Raw genomic sequence first — 25152 nt, 5'->3', positions numbered from 1 at the left:
GCACTGTCTCGACTCTCGACGGGAGTGCCGAGTGTTGCCGTTCAGAAGTGCCCGGCGTACCGCCGTTTCGGCCGCCCTCGCCGCGGGCCTCGTGCTCGCCGTAGCGGCGTGCGGCGGTGGCTCCGACAACGCCGGCGCCGCCGGCCCGGATGCCCTCGACCCGAACGCGGACCTGAGCAAGCAGAAGCTCACGGTCTCCAACTGGGACGGCTACATGCCGGAGGATCTTCCCGAGAAGTTCAAGACGGCGAAGGGCCCGGCGGTCACCGTAACCAAGCACGCCACCAACGAAGAGATCATGGCGAAGCTGACCGCGGGCGCGGACAGCGGCATCGACGTCGCGTTCGTCTCCGGACAATTCGCCCAGGCGCTGGCCGAGCAGGGCCTGCTCGAGCCGATCCACACCGATCTCGTGCCCAACCTCAAGAACCTCTACCCGGAGGCCGGGCAACTCGCGTACGACAAGGGCAACAAGTTCTCCGTGCCGTACACCTGGGGCACGACCGGCCTGTGCTACCGCACCGACCTGACCGGTTACACCCCCGACAGCTGGGAGGACCTGCTCTCACCCAGGCCGCAGCTGGCCAAGAAGGTGACCATGATGGCCACCGAACGGTGGCTCATGCTGCCGGCCCAGAAGGTGCTCGGCTTCTCGGCGAACACCACCGACGCCGAGCAGCTGGAGCAGGTGAAGCAGAAGCTGCTCACCGCGAAGAAGACGCTGCTGGCCTACGACGACACCACCTTCGGCGACCGGCTCAAGTCCGGCGAGGCCGCCCTGGTCGAGGCGTGGGACGGCTGGTGCCCCACCGACGACCCGAAGATCAAGTTCGTGGTGCCCAAGGAGGGCAGCGACCTCTGGGTGGACACCATGGTGGTCTTGAAGACGTCCAAGAACAAGGAGGCGGCGCACGCCTTCATCAACTACATCCTCGACCCGGGCAACCACTCCTGGGCCGCCGAGAACATCCTCTACAAGGTGCCGAACGCCGCGGCCATGGCCAAGGTCGACGCCAAGCTGCTGGACACCCACCCGGAGCTGAAGACGCCCCCGGCCGAGCTGCTCAAGGGCGAGGTTCCGGTCGACCTGGGTGACGCCGCGCCGGCGTACACCCGGATCGCGACCGAGGTGTCGGCCAGCAAGTGAGCTCAACTCTCACCCCCCAGCGCGCCGCCCGCACGGACGTCGGTCCGCGCGGGCGGCGCGCCGCCCGACGGGAGCGCCTCGCCGGGCGGCTGGCCACCCTCGGGCCCGGGCTGGGCTACCTGGTGGTCTTCCTGCTCGTGCCGCTCGCGCTCGTGCTCAGCTACACGCTGTTCCACCGGGGCCGCTTCGGCGGGATCGTGTACGAGGCCTCGACGGACAACTTCACCCGGGTCGCCGACGGGCTCTACCTGAGCGTCATCTGGACCTCGGTGAAGCTGGCCGGGCTCACCACACTGCTCGCGCTGCTGCTCGGCTATCCGACCGCCTACCTCATCGCCCGGCTCCCCCGCCGCTGGCGCACGGTGGCGCTCGTCCTCGTGGTCCTGCCGTTCTGGACCAACTTCCTCATCCGCACCTACGCGTGGATCATCCTGCTCAACAGCGAGGGCGTGATCAACCGGACGCTGACCGGGATCGGGGCGATCGACCGGCCGTTGGAGCTGCTCTACACCCCCGGCGCCGTCGTCGGCGGCCTGCTCTACGCCTACCTGCCACTGATGGTCCTGCCGCTGTACTCGGCGATCGAACGGCTCGACCCCCAGCTTCGCGAGGCGTCGGCGAACCTGGGCGCCCGGCCGGCCCGGACCTTCTGGTCGGTGACCCTGCCGCTCACCCTGCCCGGCGTGCTGACCGGCTGTGTCTTCGTGTTCGTGCCCAGCCTGGGCAACTTCGTCGTCCCCGAACTGCTCGGCGGCGGTCGCACGGTGATGGTCGGCAACCTCATCCGCGACCAGTTCCTCAAGGCGCGGGACTGGCCGTTCGGCTCGACCCTGGCGCTCGTCGTGATCGCCCTGCTCGTCCTGCTGCTCATGGTCCAGGCGTGGGCGGCGCGACGGCTGGCAGGTGGCAACCGTGCGTAAATTCAGCTGGCTGTACGTCCCGGCGGGCCTGACGTACCTCTTCCTCTACCTGCCGATCGTGGTCCTCGTGGTCATGTCATTCAACGCCGCCGAAACCCCGTACCGGTGGGACGGGTTCGACACCGCCTGGTACGGGCGCCTGTTCGACGACCGGGCGGTGCGCGAGGGGCTGATCAACACGCTGGTCGTCGCGGCCGGCGCCACCGCGCTGTCCACGGTCCTCGGTACCCTGCTCGCCGTCGGCCTCGCCCGGTACACGCGGTCGAAGCTGCTCGACGCGATCGCCGTGGCGCCGGCGGTGCTGCCCGACATCGTGCTCGCCATCGGGCTGCTCGCCTTCTACACCGCCGTTCAGTTCACGCTCGGCCTGCACTCGATCCTGCTGGCGCACACGGTGTTCGGCACGGCCTTCGTCGCGGCGGTGGTCCGCACCCGGCTGGCCCACGTCGACGGGTCCCTGGAGGAAGCCTCCCGCGACCTGGGCGCCACGGCGGTGCAGACCTTCGTCCGGATCACGCTGCCGTCGCTCGCCCCGGGCATCATCGCCGGGGCGCTGCTGGCTTTCTCCCTGTCCATCGACGAGTTCGTCATCGCCTTCTTCACCGCCGGCCCGCAGGACCCGACGCTGCCCATCGTGATCTATTCGATGGTGCGTTTCGGCGTCACCCCCGAAATCAACGCCCTGGCCACGCTGCTGCTGGCGGTCAGCTTCACGTTCGTCATCGCGGCCCAGCGCCTGTCCCGCCTCACGGAGTCCCTATGAGCGAGCATCGTGGTGCGCCAGCCGGCGAACCCCTGGTCAGCATCCAGCGTGTCAGCCGCCGCTTCGGCGACGTCCGCGCCCTGGAGCAGGTCAGTCTCGAGATCCGCCAGGGCGAGTTCTTCGCCCTCCTGGGCCCGAGCGGCTGCGGCAAGACGACCCTGCTGCGGATCCTCGCCGGCTTCGAGCACCCGGACAGCGGCTCGGTGACCCTCGACGGCGCCGACCTGCTCGCCGTGGCGCCGCACCGGCGGCCGGTCAACCTGATGTTCCAGTCCTACGCGCTGTTCCCGCACATGAGCGTGGCCAAGAACATCGCGTACGGGCTGGAGCGCGAAGGGGTGCCGAGGCGGGAGATCCGCGAGCGGGTGGACGAGGTGCTCGCCACCGTCGGCCTCACCGGACTGGCCCGCCGTCGCCCGCACCAGCTCTCCGGCGGCCAGCGGCAGCGCGTCGCACTGGCCCGGGCGATCGTGAAGCGGCCCCGGCTGCTGCTGCTCGACGAGCCCCTGTCGGCGCTGGACAAGAAGGTGCGCGCCGAGATGCAGCTGGAACTCAAGCGGTTGCAGCACGAGGTGGGCATCACCTTCGTGGTCGTCACCCACGACCAGGAGGAGGCGATGTCGCTGGCCGACCGGATCGCCGTGATGAGCGAGGGCCGGGTGCGCCAGATCGACGCGCCGGTGCCCCTGTACGAGCGGCCCGCCGACCTGTTCGTGGCGGACTTCATCGGGGCCAACAATCTGATCACCGGCGTGGTCACCACCGACGGGCTGCGGGTGCCGGACGTCGGGGTGCTGCCCTGCCCCGCCGCCCCGGACGCCGTCGGGGCCACCGCGACCCTGGCGGTGCGCCCCGAGCGGGTGCGGCTGGGTGCCGACGGCGGCCTGGTCGGGGTGGTGCGCGACGTGACCTTCTTCGGTGGCACCACGCGGGTGGCGGTGGACGTGACCGGGCTCGACCGGCCGCTGCTGGCCACGGTCGCCGGCGCCGCCGCGGTGGGGCTCGGCGACAAGACCCGGGTGGACTGGTCGGGCGCCGACGCCGTGCTGCTCGACCGGGCCTGACCGCCGGGCGCCATGCCGTCCGCGCTACGCCGTGGCCTTCCGGGCGCGCGGGGGCTTGGCCGGCTCCTCCGGTACGTCCAGCGGGTTGCCGGTGACCAGCCGGGCGTACGACAGGATGAGCTCGACCGCCTCGGCGGCGTGCAGGGTCGGGTGCCGGGCCACGATCCGGTAGCCGTAGGCGTCCTCGAGCGCCACCAGGTTGCGGGCGATGGCCTCCGACGGCACGGCGAGGGTGAACACGCCGTGGGCCGCGCCGAGTTCGAGGATCGTCTGGAACATGGAGACCTGTCGGTCGTAGAGCGTGGTCAGCAGGGCGGCGTAGACCCGGTTGCGGCCGGCCGCCCCGCCGAGTTCGCAGAGCAGGCGCACGTCGGCGTCCTCGGCGTCGGTGGGCAGCCCGGAGCGGATCGTCACCACCAGCTTCCGTACCGGGTCGGAGATGCCGGCGATCCGCTTCACCCGCAGCTCGTAGAAGCGTTCCATGCCGGCGTGGTGCGCCTCGAGCAGCAGGTCCCGCAGGTCGGGATAGTGGTAGAGGACCGCGCCCGAGGTGAGGCCCGCCTGTTCGGCCACCTGGTTGAGCAGCACCGTGTCGGTCCCATGCTGGATCATGGCCCGGCGCGCGGCCTCGATGAGGTCCTGGCGGCGCTGGGCGCGGGACTTGCGGGTCTTCATGGGCACCGATCCGAGGTACGACGTCAACACTCTCCCGAACACCATAGTGCCTGCGTATTGACGGCCGAGCGAGGACCTTGTTGAATTTCGATTCAACAGTCACCCCCGGGAGAGTCGATGTCTCAGCTGACGGTTCTGTTCATGCCCGAGAGCGCGTACGGCCCCACCAACAACTGCATCGGCATCGGCGACGTGCTGCGCCGACGCGGGCACCGGGTGGTGTTCGCGGCCGAGGCGTCGTGGCGGGGCAAGCTGACCGCGCTCGGCTTCGAGGAGGACCTGGTCGACCTCGCCCCGCCGCCGGAGAACGCCGAGGAGCAGGACGCCGGCCAGTTCTGGAAGGACTTCATTCGCGACACCGCGCCCGAGTTCCGCAAGCCGACGATCGAGCAGCTCGAGACCTGGGTCAAGCCGGTGTGGGTCGAGCTCATCAACGGCGCGAAGTACTGCCAGCCCCGGCTGCTGGACATCATCGACCGGGTACGGCCGGACGTCATCGTCGAGGACAACGTGGTCGCCTTCCCCGCGCTCAACACCGCCGGGGTGCCCTTCGTACGGATCGTCTCCTGCAACCCGCTGGAGATGAAGGGCCCGGACATCGCCCCGGTCTTCTCCGGATACGCCGCCGCGGACCGGTCGGGCTGGGCGGCGTTCCGGGCCGAGTACGACCGGGTCCACCGCCCCGTGTGGGAGGAGTTCGACGCCTGGGTACGCGAGCAGGGCGCACCGGGCCTGCCCGACCTCGAGTTCATCCACGACGGCGACCTCAACCTCTACGTCTACCCGGGCATCGCCGACTACACCGACACCCGGCCGCTCGGCCCGACCTGGCAACGGCTCGAGTCGTCGGTCCGCGAGACCGACGAGGAGTTCAGCATGCCGGCCGAGCTCGCCGACCGGGACGGGGCGCTGATCTACTTCAGCCTCGGTTCGCTCGGCTCCGCCGACGTCGAGCTGATGCGCCGGGTCATCGACTCGCTGGCCAAGACGCCGCACCGCTACATCGTGTCCAAGGGCCCGCTGCACGCCGAGATCGACCTCGCCGAGAACATGTGGGGTGCGGAGTTCGTGCCGCAGACGAAGATCATCCCCGTGGCCGACCTGGTCATCACCCACGGCGGCAACAACACCACCACCGAGGCGTTGCACTTCGGCAAGCCGATGATCGTGCTGCCGCTGTTCTGGGACCAGTACGACAACGCGCAGCGGGTCGACGAGCTCGGCTTCGGGGTACGCCTCGACCCGTACCGGTTCACCGACGAGCAGCTGCACGAGGCCATCGAGCGCCTGCTCGGCGACGAGGACCTGCGCGGCCGGCTCGCGGCGCACGGCGCGGCGATCCGGGCCGCCGACGGCCTGCGCCAGGCCGCCGACGCGATCGAGCGGTTGGGTAGCACCGGGGCCCGTCGTTGACGAACTGGTACGCACCGGCCCGCACCGACACCGCCAGCGCGGCGCGGGCGAGGGCCCGGCAGGCGATCGCCGACGCGGCGCCGGCGAGCTTCTGGACCGACCGTCCGGACCGGCCGGCGCCGCGGGCGCGGCTGACCGGCCCGCGCACCGCCGACCTGGTGGTGGTCGGCGGCGGGTTCACCGGCCTGTGGGCCGCCATCCTGGCCAAACAGGACAACCCCGCCGCCGACGTGGTGCTGGTGGAGGCCGAGCGGATCGCCTTCGGCGCCTCCGGGCGCAACGGCGGGTTCGTCGCGGACTCACTCACGCACGGCCTGTCCCACGGCCTGTCGCGGTGGCCCACCGAGATGGACTCGCTGGTCCGCCTCGGCCGGGACAACCTCGCCGCGATCGCCGATACCGTGCAGGAGTTCGGCATCGACGCCGGGCTGCAACTGTGCGGCAAGACGACCGTCGCGGTCGCCCCCCACCAGGTGGCCGAGCTCGCCGCCCTGGCCGACCTGCACCGGGCGTACGGGGACGACGTGACGCTGCTCGACGCCGGCCAGGTACGCGCCGACGTGGCCTCACCCACCTACCTCGCGGGCGTACGGCTGCGCGGTGCCGGCGGCCTGGTCGACCCGGCCCGACTGGCCTGGGGGTTGGCGCGGGTCGCCGAGTCGCTCGGGGTGACGATCCACGAGGACACCCGGGTCACCGGCTTCGACCGGACCCGCGCCGGCGTCGTGGTCCGGACCAGCGGCGGACCGGTCAGCTGTCGCCAGGTGGTCATCGGGACCAACGCCTATCCCCCGCCGCTGCGGCGGCTGCGGCACTGGATCCTGCCGGTCTACGACTACGTCCTCGTCACCCAACCGCTCTCCGACGCGCAGCGGACGCAGCTGGGGTGGCCCGAGGCGCAGGGCCTCACCGACGCCGGTAACCAGTTCCACTACTACCGCCTCACCGACGACAACCGGATCCTGTTCGGTGGCTACGACGCCATCTACTGGTTCGGCAACCGGGTGGACCCGGTCCTCGACCAGCGCGACGCCACTCACCTGCTGCTCGCCGAGCACTTCGCGCAGACCTTCCCCCAGCTCGACGGGATCCGGTTCACCCACCGCTGGGGCGGGGTGATCGACTCCACCACCCGGTTCACCCCGATCTTCGGCACCACCCGCGACCGGCGGATCGCCTACGCCGTCGGCTACACCGGACTCGGCGTGGCCGCGTCCCGCTTCGGCGCGCAGGTGGCGCTGGACCTGCTGGCCGGCCGGGACACCGACCGGACCCGGCTGCAGATGGTACGGCGCCGGCCGGTGCCGTTCCCGCCCGAACCGCTGCGGTACCCGGTGGTGGAGCTGACCCGCCGCGCACTCGCCGCGGCAGACGCGCACGACGGGCGCCGGGGGCCGTGGCTACGGCTCCTGGACCGCTTCGGTGTCGGTTTCAACAGCTGAGGAGCGACCGTGGCCATCCTGACCAACCCCGCGACCGGCGCCGTCATCGGCGAGATCGCGGACACCGATCCCGCAGACGTCGCGAAGCGGGTGGCCACCGCCCGGACCGCGTTCGACCAATGGCGGGACGCCACCCCGGCGGACCGCGCGCGGGTCCTGCTGCGCCTGGCCGACCTCGTCGAACGGGACGCGGACGAACTGGCCCGCCTGGAGGTGGAGGAGACCGGGAAACCGGCGTCGGTCATGCGCGACGGCGAGTTGCCGTTCGGCGTGGACAACCTACGATTCTTCGCCGGTGCGGCACGCTCGCTGGACGGGACGGGCGCCGGCACCCTGTCCGCCGGCTACACGTCCCTGCTGGTACGCCGGCCCGTCGGCGTCGTCGGCTCGATCGCGCCATGGAACTTCCCGCTCATCATGGCGATCTGGAAGATCGCTCCGGCCGTCGCGGCCGGCAACGCGGTGGTCATCAAGCCCGCACCGCAGACCCCCCGCACCACCCTCGCGTTGGCGCGACTGATCGAGGAAGCGGGCGCGCCGGCCGGCCTGGTACAGGTCGTCACCGGAGCCGCCGGGGTGGGAACCGCCCTGGTCGCGGACCCGGGCGTGGACATGGTCAGCGTCACCGGATCGACCCGGACCGGCCGGGAGGTGATGCGCGGCGCGGTGGCCGGGCTCAAACGGGTACACCTCGAACTCGGCGGGAAGGCCCCGGCGGTCGTCTTCGACGACGCGGACCTGTCCGAGATGGCGTCCGGCGTGGCCATGGGCGCGACGTACAACACGGGCCAGGACTGCACCGCCGCCACCCGGGTCTACGTCCAGCGGTCCGCCTACCGGGACGCGGTCGACGCGCTCGAGGCGGCGCTGGCCACGGTAACCACCGGCGACCCCTGGTCGGCCGAGACCGACATCGGTCCGCTCATCTCCGCCGACCATCGCGGCCGGGTGGCGGACTTCGTGACCCGCGCCGCGGCCGACGGCGCCACCGTCGCGCTCGGCGGTGCCCCTGCGGGCGGGCCCGGGTTCTTCTTCCCACCCACCCTGGTCGTCGACGCCGACCAGCGCAGCGAGATCGTGCAGGGCGAGGTGTTCGGGCCGGTCGTCGTGGTGCTTCCCTTCGACGACGAGGACGACGCGGTACGGCTGGCCAACGACAGCCAGTACGGCCTCGCCTCGTCGGTGTGGACCCGCGACGTCGCGCGGGCCCTGCGGGTCAGCCACCGCCTCGACGTCGGTGTCACCTGGATCAACGACCACCTGCCGATCGCCTCCGAGGCACCACACGGCGGCGTCAAGGGCTCCGGCTTCGGCAAGGACATGAGCCAGGAGGCGGTCGCCGAGTACTCGGTCACCCGACACCTGATGATCAAGCACGCGGCGCCCGCCGCCCGCGACTCCTTCCGGCCAGCCTGACCGCCAAGCGTCCACGGCAAAGCCGGCACGGGGAGGAGACTGCCACGTCGCCGCCTGCGGCGGGGAAACGAGGTGCCCGCAGTCAGGTGGGTTGAGTATCGTGTGGGCCATGTCGAGCCCAGAGGCATCCAGGGTGGGGGCTTTCGGTCACCCCGTCAGCCCCCTGAACCACTGAAGCCATAGCCCTGCCCCCGCCGCGCCGGTCGGGGGATGTCAGGAGTTTCTAGGGCCGCTGACCGCGGTGACGAGACGTCTCATCCGATTTCTCGACACCACGGAGTCACTCGATGCCGTTCCCTCTCTACCTGCTTGCCGTGGCCATCTTCGCCATGGGCACCTCAGAGTTCATGCTCGCCGGCCTGCTGCCGAGCATCGCCGCAAACCTCGACGTTCCCGTCGGAACGGCAGGTCTGCTCACCTCAACCTTCGCGATCGGAATGATCGTCGGCGCGCCGTTGATGGCCGCGCTCGCCCGCCACTGGCCGCAACGCTCGGCGCTGCTCGGATTCATCTGGCTGTTCCTGGCGGCACACGTCCTCGGCGCCGTCACCGGGAGCTTCGCCGTCCTGTTGGTGACTCGGGTCGTCGCAGCGCTCGCCAACGCGGGATTCCTGGCGGTGGCACTCACGGCGGCCGCAGGGCTGGTCCCACCGGACCGGAAGGGCCGCGCCCTGGCGGTACTACTGTCCGGCACCACCGTCGCCACCATCGCCGGGGTCCCCGCCGGCGCCCTGTTGGGCACCTTGCTCGACTGGCGCGCCACCTTCTGGGCAGTGGCCCTGCTGTGCCTGCCCGCGACCCTCGGCGTGCTGCGGGGAATCCCCGCACAAGCGGGACGGCCGGACCGGCCGACCGGACCGGTCCTTCGAGGTGAACTCGCTCAGCTGCGACGTCCGCGACTGGCCCTCGTCATGCTGCTCGGCGCGCTGGTGAATGCGGCAACGTTCGGCACCTTCACCTTCCTCGCCCCCATCGTCACTGACGCCGCCGGACTGGGATCCCTCTGGGTCTCCGCCGTGCTGGTGCTGTTCGGCATCGGATCCTTCGTCGGCGTCACCACCGCCGGACGGTTGTCGGACCATCGCCCCGGTCTCGTCGTTGCCGTCGGCGGCCCCCTTCTGCTGCTCGGCTGGGTCGCCCTGGCCGTCTCCGCCACCCACCCAGTTGCCCTGCTCGTCCTTGCCTTCGTCCAGGGGGCGCTCTCCTTCGCACTCGGGAGCACGCTCATCGCCCGCGTGCTGTACGAGGCCGCCGGAGCCCCGAGCATGGCCGGCTCGTACGCCACCGCAGCACTCAACGTCGGTGCCGCGGCAGGACCACTCATCGCCGGGGCCACGCTGAACACCGGTTTCGCCGAACGTGGTCCGCTCTGGGCGAGCAGCGTCCTGGTCACGGTGGCACTTCTCCTCGCTCTGCCCTTCCGGCGATTGATCGCGAGTGGCCGACCGACGAGCCAGCCCGGTGACGGCGCAACATCGCCCGCTGCTCCTCCCGCCCGGCAAGGGAGCTGTGATCACCAGTAGGGCGGGCGGCGGGTTAGGGTCGTCGAATGCGGATCACCAAGTACACGCATTCCTGCGTGCGCGTGGAGCACGGCGGCGGGGTGCTGGTGATCGATCCAGGCACCTGGAGCGAGCCGCGCGCGCTCGCAGGCGCGGACGCCGTGCTGGTCACGCACGAGCACACCGACCACGTCGACGTGCTCCGGCTGGCCGGGCTCGGCGTGCCGGTGTACGCGCCGGAGGGCGCGCGACTGCCCGACCTGGCGCCGCTGTCAGTGACTCCGGTCCGCGTCGGGCAGCGGTTCACCGCCGCCGGCTTCCCGGTGACGGCGGTCGGTGGCCGGCACGCGGCCGTGCACGACGGCCAGCCCGGCTGCGCCAACCTCGGCTACCTGGTGGGTGACGGCCTCTACCACCCGGGCGACGCGCTGCACGTGCCGGACGAACCGGTGCAGACCCTGCTGATCCCGGGGCAGGCATCCTGGATGCGACTGGGCGAGGCGATCGAGTTCGCCCAGGCGATCCGGCCACGCCACGCGTACACCATTCACGACGCCCAGATCAACGAGCGCGGCCTGGCCAGTGTCATCGGCTGGCTCACCGAGACCGTTCCCGGCTATCGCCACCTCATCGCGGGCGAGACCGCCTGACCTGCCGACGTGGCGACGACCGGCCGTCATCACCGCCGTTGGAGAGAGTGGACTGGGGCCACGGTGCCTACACCCGCAGCGCCTGCACCACCGGCGTGGTCGACGACTACCTGATCTCGGTGCGTACGCCGGCCCCCGGCATGACCTGCCCGGCGGTCGAGCCCTGATCGGCGGCGGTGCGGATCGCCAACCGGCGGCACACCAACGGGCGGAGCCGCCACGACGGCGTTCGGGATCGCTCGTGGTCCGACGGGCACGGTGGCGAGTTGGGCTATGGTGTCGCGATGCGGGTCCATGACGGGCGACAGGTGGTCGAGCAGCGCAGGCTGCCGATCCTGGTCGTGGCCGCCGTGCTCGCCGCGTTGGTGTCTGCCACCGACCGCGTCGTGGGAATGTGCATCGTCTTCCGGCTGGCGAAGCGGTCGATCCCGGGATGTGTGCCGGTGTGGTCGGCCGATCGGGCGCCGCCGCGCGTGCTCGGCATCGCCTGATCTCCCCCGACACCCTGCCGGTCCGGAACCGGCACCTTTCCTGGAAGGCACCATGTCCGCGCCCCTCGCTGCCTGTCTGACGGCTGATCGCCCGATCCGCCGCGCCTGTCCGCCGGTGCTCCGGCGGCGTCAGGTGACCAGCTCCGTCACCCGGCGCCTCGCCGTGAGCCCGGACCGGCTCGACGGTCGCCGTGCCTGCGCCTGCGGGCGACGTCATCACTCTCGAGGGGTGGTGACATGTTGACCCCGGGGGCGTACGCCCGTCGCGGGCTGCGGCACATGCTCGCCATCGACCTGGGCACGGCGACCGTACGGCTCTGGTCGCCCACCCTCGGGCAGGTGATCGAGGAGCCCACGGTGGTGGCGTGGGGACCACCCGGTTCGCGACGGGCCGTGGGCCGTGCCGCCCTGGACCGGGCCACCCATGGCGACGCTCCCCTCGTGTGGCCGGTGCGTGCCGGCGTCATGGACAACTACCCGGCCTGCGTGCATCTGCTGCGCGTCCTGGTCACCGCCAACGATCTGGTCTGCCGTCCCCACACGCCGGTGCTGGTGGGGGTGCCGGCCACCGCGACGCTGCGGCAGCAGAACCTGGTGCGGGCAGCGGTCCGCCGGGCGACCGGCGGCCGGGTCACCGTGGTGGAGGAACCCCTGGCGGCGGCGCTCGCCTGCCGGATCGACCTCGCCAGGACCGACGACGTGGTCGTCGTCGACATCGGCCACGGCCGTACGGAAGTCGTCCGTGTCGCCTGCGGCACGGTGACCGCCGCCGAGCGCGTCGACGTCGCCAACGCGGTCGATCAGGTGCCCGCCATCGCCGCGGTGGTCCGCCGGTTCACCCCACGGGCGCACCGGGTTGGTCCCCGACGGCTGCTGATCACCGGCGGCGGGGCGATCCCCGGCGTGGCCGCCCGCCTCGCCGCCCTCACCAACCGGTCCGTCACCATGCCGGCGAACGTCCGGCTGGCCACCATCCAGGGGCTCACGATGCTCCTGACCACCGGGCAGGACCACCCAACGGGCAGCACACCCGGCCCGCCCGGGCAGTGACGACGCAGACGTGCCCGGACCGGATGCGACGGGACCAAGGAGGGACGTGAACCTCAGCGCGCGGCGACTCGTTTCCCAGCCGCCAGGGTGACGACACCGCGCGCCCGGGAGCCGGTGGTCAGGACCCGGGGCGCAGCGCCGCGAGCTGGATCTGCAGCGCCAGCCGGGTTCGCGGCGACTCGAGGTCGAGGTGGACGACCTCGGCGAGGCGGCGCAGGCGGTGCCGCAGCGTGTTGGGGTGTACGTGCAGCTGCTGGGCGGCCTTCCTCGGGTCACCCTGTTGTTCCAGCCAGGCGGCGACCGTGGCGACGTAGTCGGTGCCGTGCTTGCGGTCGTGGGCCACCAGGTCGGGCAGCGGCCCGCCGACCAACAGGTCCTCCTGCGACACGGTGCTGACCACGCGGTGTACGACGACCTCGGCCCAGACGTCCTCGAACCGCAGCACGGATCCTCGCTGCCGGGCCGCGCCGTGCAGGGCGAGCAGCTCCGCCGCCTCGGCGCGTGATCGCGGCAGGTCGGCCAGCTCCGTGGCGACGCCGCCGGACGCCGCGCGCAGCCCTGGGTCGTGCACGGCGATGTCGCGGATCAGCCGTTCCAGCCACCGCCAGGAACCGGGCAGCGCGCCCTGGTCGACCACGACCGCGAACAGGACATCTCCCACGTCCGCGAGCAGTGGCTGGCGCCACCCGTGCCGGCGGCTGATCGACTCCCACAGGGCCAGGTTGTGCACCATCTCCCCGGTCCCGCCGTGCGCCCCGAGCGCGACCGCCCGCCACGGCCCTGCGGGGAGGCCCAGTTCCTCCCGGCCCGTCCGGGCCGGGGCCCGCAGGGCGGCCCTGAGCCGGTCGGCCGACACCCGGCGGGCGACGTCGGCCTGCACCCGGAGGCGGAGCAGGTGCAACGCCAGCACGGACGCCGCGCCCTGGAGATCGCGAAGGCGCTCGTCCGGCAGCGGCCCCTCCACGACGGCCCAGATCGAGCCCAGCAGCTCACCTCCGGCGCGGATCGGGATCACGAGCCGGGGCAGCGTCCCGTCCGGGCCCTGCGGCACGAAGACCAACTGGCTGCCCGTGGCGAGCTTGCGGAAGACGCCCCGGGACCGGAAGTGCGCGATCACATCACCGGGGACGCGTCGCCCGACGATGGTCGACACGCGCGCCGGGTCGGTGCGGTCCTGCCGCGACGAGTAGGCGAGCACCCGGTACTGGGCATCCTCGATCGTCACGGGCGCGTCGACGATGGCGGCGGTCGCGTCGGCGAGGGCGAACAGCTCGTCGTACACCCCGGTTTCGCCGGTCTCCGGCGAGCCCGGCGCGGCGGCCCTGTCGATCACCCCGCGGAGCAGCCAGACCAGCTGGGCCCACGACCCATGGCTCTGCAGCTCGACCAGGGTCACCTTGCGCTCGGCGGCGGACGACGTGACGGCGGGGTGTGCGGCCAGCGGAGGCTTGAGGACGAGGCCGGCCGCCGCGGCGTCCGCGCAGCGGTCGATGACGGCGAGCGCCTGGTCCGGGGTGGCGACGCCCGCGCCGAGGACGAGGTCCCCGCTCTGGCCGGTCGGTGTTTCGTCGAGCTCGGCGAGGGTCACGTCGCGCACCTCCGCCTCGCCGGCGGGGATGACGACCTTGAGCAACGCGGCGCCGACCGCGTCCACGATGCCAGCCACGGTGATCATCACCCGATTGTGCCTCGGCATTGTTCGTTTCGCCCAATCGGCAGGACCAGCATTGGCCTGGCAGAACAATGACGTCCCGGCGCGGCACGGCCAGGATTGGCGCCGATCCCCCATTGCCGTGAAGGAGACAACGATGCCCGCCATCGAGCCCACGCCCGCCCCTCAACGCGTCGCCGTCCTCGGCGCGGGGATGGTCGGGCTGGCCACCGCCTGGTTCCTGCAGGAACGGGGGGTCCAGGTCACCGTGCTCGACCGGACGGGCGTGGCGGCCGGCGCGTCGTGGGGCAACGCGGGCTGGCTCACCCCCGGCATCACCACTCCCCTGCCGGAGCCGGCGGTGCTCCGCTACGGGCTGCGCGCCGTCCTGAGCCCGTCGTCGCCGGTCTACGTGCCGCCGCGCGCGGACGCGCGGCTCCTGCGGTTCCTGGCGGGCTTCACCCGGCACAGCACCGCCGCGAAGTGGCGGACCGCGATGCGGGCCTACATTCCGATGAACCGGCGCGCGTTCGAGGCGTTCGACGCCCTGGCGGCCGGCGGGGTGCAGTCGATGACGCACGAGGCGAAGTCGTTCGTCGCGGCCTACCGGACCGAGGCCGAACGGTCGGTCCTGCTGGACGAGCTGGCGCACATCCACTCCGCCGGGCAGGAGATCGAGTTCGACGTCCTGACCGGGGCCGAGGCGCGTGAGGTGGAGCCCTCGCTGTCCGACACCATCGGCGCCGCGATCCGCCTGCACGGCCAGCGGTTCATCAACCCCGGTGAGTACGTGCACGCGCTCGCCGACTCCGTTCGCGCCCGGGGCGCCTCGCTGGTGAACGGGTCGGCCGTCGTCGGCGTGCACGACGAGGGGTCGGGGGTCCGGGTGGTGACCTCCGCCGGCGCGGACGAGCGCTATGACGCGGTGGTGCTGGCCACCGGCACCTGGCTCGGTGAGCTGGGCCGGCGGTTCGGGGTCCGGACCGTCGTGCAGGCCGGTCGCGGCTACAGCTTCAGCATCCCGATCGAGCACGTTCCGTCCGGTCCGGTGTACTTCCCGGCGCAGCGCGTCGCGTGCACGCCCCTGGGCGACCGGCTGCGCGTCGCGGGGATGATGGAGTTCCGCAGCGCCGAGGCGCCCCTGGACCGTCGCCGGGTCCTGGCCATCGCGGAGGCGGCACGACCGCTGCTGCGCGGCGCCGACCTGGACGCCCGCACCGACGAGTGGGTCGGGTCGCGCCCGTGCACCCCGGACGGGCTGCCGCTGATCGGCCGGACCCGATCACCGCGAGTCTTCGCCGCCGGCGGCCACGGCATGTGGGGCATCACCCTCGGCCCGCTCACCGGCGACCTGCTCGCCGAGCAGATCACCACCGGCCGCCAGCCCGCCGAGCTGGACCCCTTCGACCCCCTGCGCTGATGCCTCACCTCGTCGTGTCGGCGGTCGCTCGCGGCCGCCGGGGCACGGTCACGCCGATCGCCGCGCCGCCGACCCGGTGGCAGCGCGCCCGGCGCCGCCCGCCATCACGACGGCCGACACGCTGATGACCGGCCCCAGCGGGCGGAGCGCCACGGCGCTCCGCCCGCTTTCATTTTTGAAAGGAAGCGATCGTGTACGTGGTGAGCCGGCAGGACGAGCTCGGTGTGCTGCGGATCGTCCTGGAGGAGCAGTACGAGCGGCACAGCACCCAGCTGGCACTGCTGGCCCGGCAGGCCCGCCAGCTGCCCGGTGACCGGACGGACCTTGCGGCCGCGTCCGCGTTGACCGCCGCGTCGCGACGGGCGCTGGGCGACATCGCCCGGGCACTGCACTACCTGGAACAGGGCCGCTACGGAACCTGCGAGGAGTGCCGCGGCGACATCCCCATCGAGCGGCTGGCGCTTCGGCCGGCGACCCGGTTCTGCACCACGTGCCAACCCGAACCTCACCACCAAGGCCGCCCGTAGCAGGCGCGTCGCTCACGCACGAGTGGCGGAGGCAGCTGCCGCCCATCAGCGAGAAGGTGAGCCGGTCGTTCCGGTCAGGTCATCCCGGTGAACCGTGCCCAGCAGATGGCCTTCCGGATCGGTGATGATCGCGTAGGTGAGGTGGTGGTCGCGCAGGTGGGACTCGACGGCGGCCAGGGCTACCTGGGGACGCAGCGTCGAGGGGCCGGACTCCATCGCCTCGTGGGCCGCCGCGGTGCCGGGGGCGGCTTCGAGGGCGGCGTGCCGGAGTCGGCCGAGCAGAGTACGGTCACCGGCGACAACGAAGGCGAATCGGTACGGAGAGGCGTCGACGCGGGCCCGAACGGCAGCGAGCGCCTCCTCCGGGCCTGCGGTGGGCACGTCGTGGCGCAGGCAGCTACCCGCGGTAGGTGAGCTGGCCGCAGCGCCCTCGATGGGCAGGTTGTGCGCAAGCCAGTCCACCTTGCCGGCCGCATAGTCGTAGACGTCGGTGAATCCGAGGGACTCGAGCCGGCACGCGGCTCGTGGGCTCACGTCTCAAAGGCCGTCCCAGCAGTAGACGACGATCGGGCGGGCGCGGTCGAGGTCTGCGGTCGTGTGGGGGCTGATGGTCTTGAGGGGGATGTTGCGCGCCCCGGGCAGATGCTGGTCGGCGTACTCGGCCGCGGGCAACACCTCGATGAGCTGGGCGCCCGCGTCAAGCAGCGCACGCAGCCGCGGCAACTCGATCCGGGTGACCATCAGTCGGCCGTCAACGCGGCCCCCCGGCGCTGCAGGGCGGCCAGGATCCACTCATCGGGCGGGGTACCACGAACACCATCCGGGGTCGGGTAGAGCCGGCACTGCAGGCCGTAGTCCGTGCGGTGCGCGGCCGTCGGGTCGACGTCCACCCCGTCGATCCGCAGCGTCGGCGAGCCGAGGAACCGGTGCGCCTGGGCGTCGACGTCAGTCTCCACCGCATGCTCGTGGATCGGATCATCCAGTCCAGCGGCGTCGAGCAGCGCCCGCAGGCGCGGCACGAGGGCCTCGTGGCTCGGGCAGCCGTCGAAGTACAACACCTCGATCACACTCGCCCTCCCCTTCAGGTGCCCTGCCCGCCTTTCTCGCCGGCTTACCGGCATCGCCCCGCGGACCCGACTTTAGTGGCAACGCGCCCATCGCGTACCGGATCGGCGACGCGTAGCCCGGCCGTCTTCCGCACCGCATGGCACCGGCGTCGGCAGCGGCCGGCGGTCAAATGATGATCACGGCCTTCCCGGTCGCGTGGCCGCCCTCGAGGTGACGGATGGCGTCGGGGGCGCCGGCGAGCGGCCAGGTCCGGTCGACGAGCGGGGTGAGCCGGCCGGCGTCGATGAGCTCGGTCAGGGCCGCCAGGTTGTCGGTGCTCTCCTTCGCGACCAGCGGCACCAGCCGCTGCCCGACCCACGGCGACAGGGCCAACGCCCGCAGCTGCCGGTCGAAGCCCCGCAGCCACTTCCCGGCGCGCGCCTCGCCGCCGACGAGGACCAGGGTGCCCTTCGGGGTGAGCACCCGGCGCAGCCGGGACAGCGGCCGGTTGCCGGCGGTGTCGATGACGGCGTCGTAGCGGCGGTCGGGAAGGTCAGCTCGGGTGTAGTCGACGACCTCGTCGGCGCCGAGTCCGCGTACCAGGTCGAGCTTGGCGGGGCCGCAGACGCCGGTGACGTGCGCGCCGGCGGCCTTGGCGAGCTGGACGGCGTAGGAGCCGACGCCGCCGCCGGCGCCGATGACCAGGACGCGCTGTCCGGGGCGTACCCGCGCGGCGTCGCGGACGGCGGTGAGTGCGGTCTGCCCGGAGACCGGGACGGCGGCAGCCTGCGCGAAGCTGAGGGTGGCGGGCTTCGGGGCGAGCCGGCCGGCGGACGCAACGGTGTATTCGGCGAAGGAGCCGGCGCCCATGCCGAACACCTCGTCGCCGGGGGTGAACCTGGTGACTCCGGGTCCGACGGCGGTGACCACGCCGGCCAGGTCCATGCCGCGGACGCGGTTGCGGGGTCGGCGCAGCCCGCAGCCGAGGCGTACCGGGTAGGGCAGGCCGGTCATCAGGTGCCAGACGCCCGGGTCGACGCCGGCCGCGCGGACCTGGACCAGCACCTGGCCGGCGCCGGCCGACGGTACGTCGATGTCGGCGAGGCGGAGCACCTCTTCCGAGCCGTAGCGGTCCTGCACGATCGCCTTCACGATTCCCCCTGCGGATACTCGAACACGTCGGTGAGGGGCACGCCGAACACGGCGGCGATCAGGAAGGCCATCTCCAGCGACGGCGAGTAGCGGCCCTGCTCGATTGCGATGACGGTCTGCCTGGTGACGCCGATCCGGCGGGCCAGCTCGGCCTGGGTCATCTCGTCGTGCGCGAACCGCAACGCCCGGATGGAGTTGGTGATCCGGGTCGGCTTCACCACGACTGGAACCCCCGCCGGTAGGCGACGATCTTCGCGGCCGAGCCGACCACCGCGGAGAGCACGAAGCCCAGGTAGATGACGTTGGCGATCCAGAACTGGTCCCAGTCGGCCAGGGCCATGGCCAGCGCCGCGACGCCGCCGACGATCAGGAAGGACTGGCCGATGTGGTCACCGAGCCGGTGGATCTCCCGGTCCCGCTGGTCCTTCTCGTTGGCGCCCTCGGGCGAGACGGTCGAGACGACGATGTGCAGCGCGATCGACGCCACGATCGACCCGGCCACGGTCGCCAGCAGCGGGCCCGCGTAGGAGACGTCCGCGAGTGGGTCACCGCCCGCGCGCCCGAGCACGATCACCACGTACGCGGCGTAGGCGGCGACCGCCACCAGCCCCATGATCCAGGCGCGCTTCTCCTCGAACGCCATCGACCCCTCCCCGAGGTAAAGAATTCTTGACACGATCGAGTGTCAAGCACAGCCGACATGATGTCAAGAATTCTTTACCCCTCGGAAGGACGTCGATCCGGCCACTCCCAGCGCTGCCCACGGGCCCGAGGTGCGCCGCACCGTCAAGGCGATGCGATCATGACGGCCAACATAGATAGGGCTTGATATCGACATGCGCCGATTTATAGGCTGGACCGGTCCCCGCTCGACCCATCCAGTTTGGAGCGTGAACGATGCGTCTGCCCAGGATGTCCCGGATCCTCGCCACCCTCGCCGCCGCGACGATGGCGGCGCTCGGCGCCGTCGCCGTCGACTCGGCGCCGGCCTCCGCCGCCGTCCGCAACGTCTGCTACAACACCAGCCAGGCCGGGCCGTTCGCCGGGTACGCCAACCAGGCCGCCACGATCTGGAACAATGCCACGAACAACATCAACATGGCCCAGTGCGGCTCGAACCTGATGATCTACTACACCTACGGCGGTGGCTCCTACGCCGTCCGCAACAGCCTCGGCAACGGCTACGTGGTCATCGACTACTACCAGGCCCAGCAGTACTCCCCGCTGCGGATCATGACCCACGAGATCGGGCACATCCTCGGCCTGGCCGACAACTACAACGGCAACTGCGCCATCCTGATGTCCGGCGGCAGCGCCGGCACCAGCTGCACCAACCCGTACCCGAGCGCCGGCGAGGCCGCCGCGGTTGACTCGTACTTCCGCACCGCCGTCCGCAGCGCGACGACGGCTCAGGTCTTCACCGACAGCTGGCCGGCATCCGTGGGCGCACTGCGCTGACACCGCGCCAACGGTGACACTCCGGCCGGGTCGGCGGTTCGCCGACCCGGCCGGCCCGGTGATATCAGAATGAGCCCTCCGCCAACGGACCCGTCAGTTGTTCGGCCCGACGCCGGAGATCGGCGCGTCGATGTGGTGGGCGAGCACCGAGCCCCGGCGCTCCGGGTACCCGCTCAGAGCTGCTGAACCCAGTACGGAGCCACGTCCATCCAACCGTTGGCAGCCGCCCCGTGGAGCCGGCCGGAACTTGCGGTGCTGAGCGTGTACCACGAGTCCACGTAGTCCGGGTCGTCGGTCCACCAACTGTCCGGCATCGCGTCGATGAGCGCGTTGACCAGCGGGGTGTAGGTGCCGTAGTCGACGATGGTCAGCAGCGCGGTGATCAGCGCCTTGGCGAGGTCGCGGTAGTTGGTGTCGCCGTCGTCCTCCCACATCACCACGTCGGCAAGGTTGTACTTGTAGTTGTTGAAGTGGACCAGCAGCTGGTTGGGGTAGTAGACCGTGCCGTCGTTGTCGAGGTAGGGCATCTCCACGATGTTGACCGTGGCCTTGCCGTCGAGGCCGAAGCCGCCGACGACGTTGAAGATCTCGGCGCCGCCCTTGACCCACGGCTCCTTGTCATCGTTCAGCCGGATGGCGTTGACCTTGGTGGCCCAGTAGCCGGCCTGCGTCGTGACCGCGGCCTTCACACTGGTCAAGCCCCGTACCGTCAATTCCTCCCGGAGCTGCACCAGGCCCCACCGCATCGCCTTGGCCACGTTGACCTCGACCACCAGCACCGGACGGCCGGGGAGCCGGACCGGATCCAGGATGACCCGTCCACCGGCCGGGTCGTAGCCGACCACGCCGGCCACGGCGTCGTCGGTGGACGCCGCCGCCACGAGCGGGATCTCGGCCCGGCTCAGCGCGGCCGCCATGTCCTCGTGCCCGAGCCGGAGTTGCAGCACCGACCCGGTGGCCGCCGGCAGCCCTTTCGCCCCCAGCACCGCCCGGTTGGTCGACTGGACGGCACGGTCGGCCCGTGGGTTGAGTCTGGCCGTCAGCAGGTCCACCGGTCCGGCGGCGACGGCCGCGACGACCCGGTTGCGGGTGACCGGTTCGGCGAGCGCGGCGGCGACCTCGCGGGCGAGCCGGTCGGTGGCCGAGAAGACCGGACCCACCCCGGACGGAGCCGCCTGGGTGGTCTGCCGTGCGTCGTCCGGACGGGCCTGGGCAGGCGCCGCCGTCGAGGCGAGCACGGTGGCCGCCGCCAGGGTCAGGGACAACACGGCATGCCGGAAGGTACGTGGATGCATGGGCAACTCCTCTGCGGTCGCGGCGTCGGCTGGTGGCCGGCGCAGCCGGCTTTGCCAGATGATCGCATCCATGCATAGGCATTCGTCAATGGCAAGCCCAAGAAGGATCGGACGCGGGCCGCGGATGTGACTCAGGGCATCCATTCTTGTCGCAACGTCAGGCGACTGGTTGGGTCGACACCATGGCACGCATCGCGTACGACGACGAGGCCGCCGCGGCGTTCGAAGCGACCCGCCACATCCCTGATCAGGGGCTGGCCGCGTGGCGTGCGGCGATCACCCGTCATCTGGACCCCCGGCCCGGCGCGCGGGTGCTCGACCTCGGTTCGGGTACGGGCAGGTGGGCGGCAGCCTTCACCGACTGGTACGACGACCTGGACGTGATCGCCGTCGAGCCGTCCGCGGCGATGCGGGCCCGCTGCGTTCATCCCCGGGTGCTGCCGGGCGACGCCGCCAACATTCCCCTGCCCGACCACAGCGTCGACGCGGCCTGGCTGTCGACCGTGATCCACCACGTACCGGATCTGGCGGCCGCGGCGCGGGAACTGCGTCGCGTGGTGCGCGGCGGCGGCCCGGTGTTAATCCGGTCAGCTTTCGCCGGACGGCACGAGGCGATCACGCTGTTCCGGTTCTTCCCGGAGGCCATCCGGGTCCTGGACACGTTTCCGAGCGTGGCCGACGTCGAGGCGGCCTTCGGCGCGTGCGGGTTCGCCGTCACCGCCTTCGACCAGGTTCCGCAGACGACCGCGTCGTCACTGAGCGAGTGCGCGACCAGCCTGCGCCGGGAGGCGCACACGCCGCTGCAACTGATCACCGACGACGAGTACGCCGCCGGGCTGGCCCGGCTCCACCGGGCCGCCCGCTCGGAGCACGGCCCGGTGATCGACGCCCTCGACCTGCTGGTCCTTCGCTAACGCCTCCCCGGTGACTGCCGCCCCGGGTGATGGCGGACGTGCAGTTGCCCAGCCGCGCGTGACTGTCCGAAGGGGACATCGGCGTCCCGTCGCACGACGCCGCCAACCACGATCCGGGCGTCTTCCCCGATCCGGAGCGGATGGACTTCGACCGTGCCGTCCGGCGGACTCGCTGGCAACGACCGCCGTTCAGGTTGACGGATGGTCAGTCGCGAGCGGCGACCAGGGCGCCGACCGCACCCGCCGCCACGGTCAGGCCGGCGGCGGCGACCAGCCGGTGCCGGGACAGCCACGCCTGGGCGCTGTGGCTGTGCGCGCGCCCGGTGAAGCTGCCCTGGGCGCCGAAGTCGTGGCCGCCCGGCCCGTCGATCGGCTGCCACAGGTTCGTCGGCCGGTGCGGGTCGGCCGACTGGTCGGTCTGCTGGGACTGGTAGCCGGTCCGGGCCAGGTAGCGGTCGAGCAGGCCCGGCGCGATGCGGTTGCCCAGGATGGTCAGGGCCGTGGACGCGCCGACCCAGTATTCGCGGCGGCCGGGCCGGTCCGCGGCGCCCACGATGGCCCGGGCCGCCACCTCCGGCTCGTAGATCGGCGGTACCGGCTGGGCGTTGCGGGGCAGCCGGGACAGCAGCCAGTCGAACTGGGGTGTGTTGACCGCGGGCAGGTGCGCCATCGTCACCTTCACGTTGCTCTTGTCGTGCATCAGCTCGCAGCGCAGCGACTCGGTGAACCCGACGATCGCGTGCTTGGCCCCGCAGTAGGTGGCCTGCAGCGGGATCCCCCGGTACGCCAGCGCCGATCCGACCTGCACGATCGTCCCGCGGTCGTGGGGCGTCATGTGGGCGAGCGCGACCCGGGTGCCGTGCACGTACCCCAGGTAGGTGACCTCCATCGCGCGCCGGAACTCCTCCGGTCGGGTCTCCTGGAAGGGCGCGAAGACGGAGCTGAAGGCGTTGTTGATCCACAGGTCGATCGGGCCGAGCTCGTCCGCCACCCGCTGCCCGGCGGCGACGACCTGGTCGTAGTCAGCCATGTCCACCTCCACGGGCAGGGCCCGGCTGCCGGCCGCCCGGACCTCAGCGGCAGCGGCGTCAAGCCCGGTGCGTCCCCGGGCCAGCAGCGCGATGGCGATGCCCCGCCGGGCGAGCAGCCGGGCGGTGGCCCGGCCCACTCCGGCACTGGCGCCGGTGATCACCGCAACCTGTGCCTGCCGTCTGGTTCGCCGCATGTCGCCCTCCCAGCGTCGCCTGTCCGTACTGGCTACCCCGGCGGCGGCCGAGATAACCGCGCACGGCGGGTGAGGTGTAGGGCGCAGTGGGGCGGGTAGTGGCGTGCAACGCTGCGGGGAGGTCGGCGGTGGATCAGGACGTGGGGCCAGGCCGACCGGCGGGTGAGGATGTTCGGGGCCCGAGTGTGCTGCGGGAGTACGCGCTGATCGCCGACGGGCGCCGGGGCGCGCTGGTCGGCCCGGACGGGAATGTCACCTGGCTGTGCGCCCCCGGCTGGGCCGATCCCCCGGTGTTCAGCCGGCTGGTCGGCGGGCGGGGCGACTACCTGGTGACGCCGGCGAACCGGCGGTTCGTGTGGGGCGGCCACTACGAGGCGGCCTCGCTGGTGTGGGTGAGCCGTTGGGTGACCACGGACGGGATCATCCAGTCCCGGGAGGCGCTGCTGTTTCCCGGCGAGCGGCACCGGATCGTGCTGCTGCGCCAGATCCAGGCCGTGGACGGTGACGCGGTCGTGCACGTCCGGCTGGATCCGCGGGCCGACTTCGGCCGGGAGCCGGTGCGCGAGGTGCGCCGGGCGGGGCGGCACTGGCTGGCCCGCACCGGCGGTCTGTACCTGCGGCACTCCGGTGGCGAGATGCTCGGGCAGACCAGCGATGGCCTGCTGTGCGGCGAGCTGACCGTGCCGGCCGGCGGCCGGCACGACCTGGTGCTGGAGATCGCCGGGCGGCCGCTCGACGAGGCGCCGCCCCAGCCCGCCGAGCTGTGGCGGACCACCGAGCAGGCCTGGCGGCAGGCCGTGCCGGGCCTGGTCGGCGGCCACGCGCGGCGGGACGCCGTGTTCGCGTACGCGGTGCTGCGCGGCCTGACCCAGCCGGATGGTGGGATGGTGGCGGCGGCGTCCGCGTCGCTGCCGGAGCGGGCGCTGGCCGGCCGCAACTACGACTACCGCTACGCCTGGCTCCGCGACCAGTCCTTCGCCGGCCGGGCCGGTGCGCTGGTCGGCCGGTACGACCTGCTCGACGACGCGGTGGCGTTCGTCACCGAGCGGGTGCTGGCGGACGGGGACCGGCTCGCCCCCGCCTACACGGTCGACGGCCGCCCGGTGCCACCACAGGAGGAACTGGGGTTTCTGCCCGGCTATCCGGGCGCGCCGGTGCGGGTCGGCAACTGGGTCGGCGGGCAGTTCCAGCTCGACGTCTTCGGGGAGGTCCTGCTGCTGCTGGCGATCGCCGGGCGGCACGACCGGCTGGACGACGCCGCGCGGCGGGCGATGGAGCTGACCGCGCGGGTGATCGGCGACCGCTGGAGCCAGCCGGACTCGGGCATCTGGGAGCTGGCGCCGCGCCCGTGGACCCACTCGAAGTTGATGTGTGTGGCCGGACTGCGGGCGGCGGCCCGCGTCGCGCCGGCCGGGCTGGCCGGGCGGTGGGCCTCCCTCGCCGATGCCGTCCTCGCCGACGCGGCGGCCCACGGCCGCCACCGGTCCGGGCGCTGGCAGCGGGCGTACGACGACGAGCGGGTCGACGCGTCGCTGCTGTTCCCCGGGATCCGGGGTGCCTTGCCGCAGGGGGATCCGCGTACCGAGGCGACCCGCCGGGCGGTGCTGCGGGAGTTGGAGTGTGACGGCTACTTGTACCGGTTCCGCCCCGACCTCCGGCCACTCGGGGACGCGGAAGGTGCCTTCCTGCTCTGCGGCTACGGGGCGGCGCTGGCCGCGTGGCAGGCCGGTGACGTCGTCGAGGCGAACCGGTGGTTTGAACGCAGTCGCGCGGCCTGCGGCCCACCGGGGCTGTACACCGAGGAGTACGACGTGCAGCAGCGACAGTTGCGCGGCAACCTGCCGCAGGCGTTCGTGCACGCACTGATGCTGGAGACCGCGGTGACGCTCGGTCAGGCGATTCCCTGTTCGTCGCCCGACTGACCGGCGGT

At 72.0% G+C, this 25152-nt stretch carries 27 protein-coding genes; 17 read left to right on the top strand and 10 right to left on the bottom strand.

What is annotated here, in order from left to right; all coding sequences use genetic code 11:
- The first annotated feature begins 31 nt into the window (after positions 1-31).
- From ACFYML_RS20045 to ACFYML_RS20030, 4 genes are read left to right on the top strand one after another with little or no spacing between them, the layout of a single operon-like run.
- Entirely contained in the window at positions 32-1147 is a 1116-nt protein-coding gene (locus ACFYML_RS20045; protein WP_387422054.1) for a spermidine/putrescine ABC transporter substrate-binding protein, read from the top strand.
- Positions 1144-2067 carry an ABC transporter permease gene (locus tag ACFYML_RS20040; protein WP_387422053.1) on the top strand — a complete coding sequence of 308 codons (924 nt, stop codon included), beginning with the start codon at positions 1144-1146 and terminating at the stop codon, positions 2065-2067. The genes ACFYML_RS20045 and ACFYML_RS20040 overlap by 4 nt, the downstream gene beginning before the upstream one ends.
- Complete coding sequence (locus ACFYML_RS20035) at positions 2060-2830, top strand: ABC transporter permease (RefSeq protein WP_387279639.1); 771 nt, start codon at positions 2060-2062, stop codon at positions 2828-2830. The genes ACFYML_RS20040 and ACFYML_RS20035 overlap by 8 nt, the downstream gene beginning before the upstream one ends.
- Positions 2827-3894 carry an ABC transporter ATP-binding protein gene (locus ACFYML_RS20030; RefSeq protein ID WP_387422052.1) on the top strand — a complete coding sequence of 356 codons (1068 nt, stop codon included), beginning with the start codon at positions 2827-2829 and terminating at the stop codon, positions 3892-3894. The genes ACFYML_RS20035 and ACFYML_RS20030 overlap by 4 nt, the downstream gene beginning before the upstream one ends.
- 24 nt (positions 3895-3918) lie before the next feature.
- Here ACFYML_RS20030 and ACFYML_RS20025 read toward each other — a convergent pair whose 3' ends face one another.
- Entirely contained in the window at positions 3919-4569 is a 651-nt protein-coding gene (locus ACFYML_RS20025) for a TetR family transcriptional regulator (RefSeq protein WP_357436495.1), read from the bottom strand.
- Positions 4570-4686: 117 nt separating this feature from the next.
- On the opposite strand from ACFYML_RS20025, the gene ACFYML_RS20020 reads away from it, so the two are divergent.
- From ACFYML_RS20020 to ACFYML_RS19985, 8 genes are all read left to right on the top strand, one after another.
- Positions 4687-5982 (top strand): glycosyltransferase, encoded by a 1296-nt coding sequence (locus tag ACFYML_RS20020; protein WP_387422051.1) that lies wholly within the window; start codon positions 4687-4689, stop codon positions 5980-5982.
- Entirely contained in the window at positions 5979-7424 is a 1446-nt protein-coding gene (locus tag ACFYML_RS20015) for an NAD(P)/FAD-dependent oxidoreductase (RefSeq protein WP_387422050.1), read from the top strand. Before ACFYML_RS20020 ends, ACFYML_RS20015 begins: the two co-directional genes overlap by 4 nt.
- A 9-nt stretch (positions 7425-7433) precedes the next feature.
- Complete coding sequence (locus tag ACFYML_RS20010) at positions 7434-8840, top strand: aminobutyraldehyde dehydrogenase (RefSeq protein WP_387422049.1); 1407 nt, start codon at positions 7434-7436, stop codon at positions 8838-8840.
- Positions 8841-9127: 287 nt separating this feature from the next.
- Positions 9128-10363, top strand: coding sequence for a Cmx/CmrA family chloramphenicol efflux MFS transporter (locus ACFYML_RS20005; RefSeq protein WP_387422048.1), 1236 nt, complete (start codon positions 9128-9130; stop codon positions 10361-10363).
- A 26-nt stretch (positions 10364-10389) separates the two neighbouring features.
- On the top strand, positions 10390-10992 hold the full coding sequence (locus ACFYML_RS20000; RefSeq protein ID WP_387422047.1) for an MBL fold metallo-hydrolase: 603 nt from the start codon (positions 10390-10392) through the stop codon (positions 10990-10992).
- A gap of 38 nt (positions 10993-11030) precedes the next feature.
- Positions 11031-11159 (top strand): alpha/beta hydrolase, encoded by a 129-nt coding sequence (locus tag ACFYML_RS19995; RefSeq protein ID WP_387422046.1) that lies wholly within the window; start codon positions 11031-11033, stop codon positions 11157-11159.
- A 9-nt stretch (positions 11160-11168) separates the two neighbouring features.
- Positions 11169-11483, top strand: coding sequence for a hypothetical protein (locus tag ACFYML_RS19990; protein WP_387422045.1), 315 nt, complete (start codon positions 11169-11171; stop codon positions 11481-11483).
- 237 nt (positions 11484-11720) lie between these two features.
- A complete protein-coding gene (locus ACFYML_RS19985) occupies positions 11721-12533 on the top strand; it encodes a rod shape-determining protein (RefSeq protein WP_387422044.1) in 813 nt (270 codons plus the stop codon).
- Positions 12534-12651: 118 nt separating this feature from the next.
- Here ACFYML_RS19985 and ACFYML_RS19980 read toward each other — a convergent pair whose 3' ends face one another.
- The gene (locus ACFYML_RS19980) at positions 12652-14208 is read right to left on the bottom strand and encodes a PucR family transcriptional regulator (RefSeq protein WP_387422043.1); all 1557 of its coding nucleotides are present in this window, start codon (positions 14206-14208) and stop codon (positions 12652-12654) included.
- A gap of 133 nt (positions 14209-14341) precedes the next feature.
- Between ACFYML_RS19980 and ACFYML_RS19975 the strand changes: the two genes are divergently transcribed.
- Both ACFYML_RS19975 and ACFYML_RS19970 read left to right on the top strand, forming a co-directional pair.
- A complete protein-coding gene (locus ACFYML_RS19975) occupies positions 14342-15604 on the top strand; it encodes an NAD(P)/FAD-dependent oxidoreductase (RefSeq protein ID WP_387422042.1) in 1263 nt (420 codons plus the stop codon).
- 191 nt (positions 15605-15795) lie between these two features.
- The gene (locus tag ACFYML_RS19970) at positions 15796-16131 is read left to right on the top strand and encodes a TraR/DksA family transcriptional regulator (RefSeq protein ID WP_387422041.1); all 336 of its coding nucleotides are present in this window, start codon (positions 15796-15798) and stop codon (positions 16129-16131) included.
- Positions 16132-16176: 45 nt separating this feature from the next.
- On the opposite strand, the gene ACFYML_RS19965 is transcribed toward ACFYML_RS19970, so the two are convergent.
- From ACFYML_RS19965 to ACFYML_RS19940, 6 genes are all read right to left on the bottom strand, one after another.
- Positions 16177-16665: a hypothetical protein gene (locus ACFYML_RS19965; protein ID WP_387422040.1), complete on the bottom strand. Its 489-nt coding sequence runs from the start codon at positions 16663-16665 to the stop codon at positions 16177-16179.
- A gap of 3 nt (positions 16666-16668) precedes the next feature.
- Positions 16669-16872, bottom strand: a complete 204-nt coding sequence (locus tag ACFYML_RS19960; protein WP_387422039.1) for a rhodanese-like domain-containing protein — start codon at positions 16870-16872, stop codon at positions 16669-16671.
- Positions 16872-17198, bottom strand: coding sequence for a hypothetical protein (locus ACFYML_RS19955; RefSeq protein ID WP_387422038.1), 327 nt, complete (start codon positions 17196-17198; stop codon positions 16872-16874). The genes ACFYML_RS19960 and ACFYML_RS19955 overlap by 1 nt, the downstream gene beginning before the upstream one ends.
- A 166-nt stretch (positions 17199-17364) precedes the next feature.
- Positions 17365-18330 carry an NAD(P)-dependent alcohol dehydrogenase gene (locus ACFYML_RS19950; protein ID WP_387422037.1) on the bottom strand — a complete coding sequence of 322 codons (966 nt, stop codon included), beginning with the start codon at positions 18328-18330 and terminating at the stop codon, positions 17365-17367.
- Complete coding sequence (locus ACFYML_RS19945; RefSeq protein WP_387422036.1) at positions 18327-18551, bottom strand: helix-turn-helix transcriptional regulator; 225 nt, start codon at positions 18549-18551, stop codon at positions 18327-18329. Before ACFYML_RS19945 ends, ACFYML_RS19950 begins: the two co-directional genes overlap by 4 nt.
- Complete coding sequence (locus ACFYML_RS19940) at positions 18545-18973, bottom strand: hypothetical protein (protein ID WP_387422035.1); 429 nt, start codon at positions 18971-18973, stop codon at positions 18545-18547. The genes ACFYML_RS19945 and ACFYML_RS19940 overlap by 7 nt, the downstream gene beginning before the upstream one ends.
- 254 nt (positions 18974-19227) lie before the next feature.
- On the opposite strand from ACFYML_RS19940, the gene ACFYML_RS19935 reads away from it, so the two are divergent.
- Complete coding sequence (locus ACFYML_RS19935; RefSeq protein WP_387422034.1) at positions 19228-19788, top strand: snapalysin family zinc-dependent metalloprotease; 561 nt, start codon at positions 19228-19230, stop codon at positions 19786-19788.
- A 173-nt stretch (positions 19789-19961) separates the two neighbouring features.
- Here ACFYML_RS19935 and ACFYML_RS19930 read toward each other — a convergent pair whose 3' ends face one another.
- The gene (locus ACFYML_RS19930; RefSeq protein WP_387422033.1) at positions 19962-21083 is read right to left on the bottom strand and encodes a DUF3103 family protein; all 1122 of its coding nucleotides are present in this window, start codon (positions 21081-21083) and stop codon (positions 19962-19964) included.
- A 182-nt stretch (positions 21084-21265) separates the two neighbouring features.
- Between ACFYML_RS19930 and ACFYML_RS19925 the strand changes: the two genes are divergently transcribed.
- Positions 21266-21997, top strand: coding sequence for a class I SAM-dependent methyltransferase (locus ACFYML_RS19925; RefSeq protein ID WP_387422032.1), 732 nt, complete (start codon positions 21266-21268; stop codon positions 21995-21997).
- 205 nt (positions 21998-22202) lie between these two features.
- Here the strand turns inward: ACFYML_RS19925 and ACFYML_RS19920 are convergent, their stop codons facing one another.
- Positions 22203-23222, bottom strand: a complete 1020-nt coding sequence (locus ACFYML_RS19920; protein WP_387422031.1) for an SDR family oxidoreductase — start codon at positions 23220-23222, stop codon at positions 22203-22205.
- A gap of 128 nt (positions 23223-23350) precedes the next feature.
- Between ACFYML_RS19920 and ACFYML_RS19915 the strand changes: the two genes are divergently transcribed.
- Positions 23351-25144 (top strand): glycoside hydrolase family 15 protein, encoded by a 1794-nt coding sequence (locus ACFYML_RS19915; RefSeq protein WP_387422030.1) that lies wholly within the window; start codon positions 23351-23353, stop codon positions 25142-25144.
- Positions 25145-25152 lie beyond the last annotated feature (8 nt).

Origin of the sequence: Micromonospora sp. NPDC007230 (assembly GCF_042869115.1) — a bacterium.
In the GTDB taxonomy this organism is placed as follows: Bacteria; Actinomycetota; Actinomycetes; order Mycobacteriales; family Micromonosporaceae; genus Micromonospora.
The sequence above is the reverse complement of the archived record's forward strand: the minus strand, read 5'-3'. Positions and strand labels throughout refer to the sequence as shown.

Bases quoted from the DNA above. Each gene is read 5' to 3' on its own strand.
- ACFYML_RS20005 (WP_387422048.1), top strand. From the start codon at position 9,128: ATGCCGTTCCCTCTCTACCTGCTTGCCGTGGCCATCTTCGCCATGGGC.
- ACFYML_RS19980 (WP_387422043.1), bottom strand. From the start codon at position 14,208: ATGATCACCGTGGCTGGCATCGTGGACGCGGTCGGCGCCGCGTTGCTC.
- ACFYML_RS19935 (WP_387422034.1), top strand. From the start codon at position 19,228: ATGCGTCTGCCCAGGATGTCCCGGATCCTCGCCACCCTCGCCGCCGCG.
- ACFYML_RS19920 (WP_387422031.1), bottom strand. From the start codon at position 23,222: ATGCGGCGAACCAGACGGCAGGCACAGGTTGCGGTGATCACCGGCGCC.
- ACFYML_RS20000 (WP_387422047.1), top strand. From the start codon at position 10,390: ATGCGGATCACCAAGTACACGCATTCCTGCGTGCGCGTGGAGCACGGC.
- ACFYML_RS20020 (WP_387422051.1), top strand. From the start codon at position 4,687: ATGTCTCAGCTGACGGTTCTGTTCATGCCCGAGAGCGCGTACGGCCCC.
- ACFYML_RS20030 (WP_387422052.1), top strand. From the start codon at position 2,827: ATGAGCGAGCATCGTGGTGCGCCAGCCGGCGAACCCCTGGTCAGCATC.
- ACFYML_RS20025 (WP_357436495.1), bottom strand. From the start codon at position 4,569: ATGAAGACCCGCAAGTCCCGCGCCCAGCGCCGCCAGGACCTCATCGAG.
- ACFYML_RS19940 (WP_387422035.1), bottom strand. From the start codon at position 18,973: ATGGCGTTCGAGGAGAAGCGCGCCTGGATCATGGGGCTGGTGGCGGTC.
- ACFYML_RS19985 (WP_387422044.1), top strand. From the start codon at position 11,721: ATGTTGACCCCGGGGGCGTACGCCCGTCGCGGGCTGCGGCACATGCTC.
- ACFYML_RS19930 (WP_387422033.1), bottom strand. From the start codon at position 21,083: ATGCATCCACGTACCTTCCGGCATGCCGTGTTGTCCCTGACCCTGGCG.
- ACFYML_RS19925 (WP_387422032.1), top strand. From the start codon at position 21,266: ATGGCACGCATCGCGTACGACGACGAGGCCGCCGCGGCGTTCGAAGCG.
- ACFYML_RS19960 (WP_387422039.1), bottom strand. From the start codon at position 16,872: ATGGTCACCCGGATCGAGTTGCCGCGGCTGCGTGCGCTGCTTGACGCG.
- ACFYML_RS19975 (WP_387422042.1), top strand. From the start codon at position 14,342: ATGCCCGCCATCGAGCCCACGCCCGCCCCTCAACGCGTCGCCGTCCTC.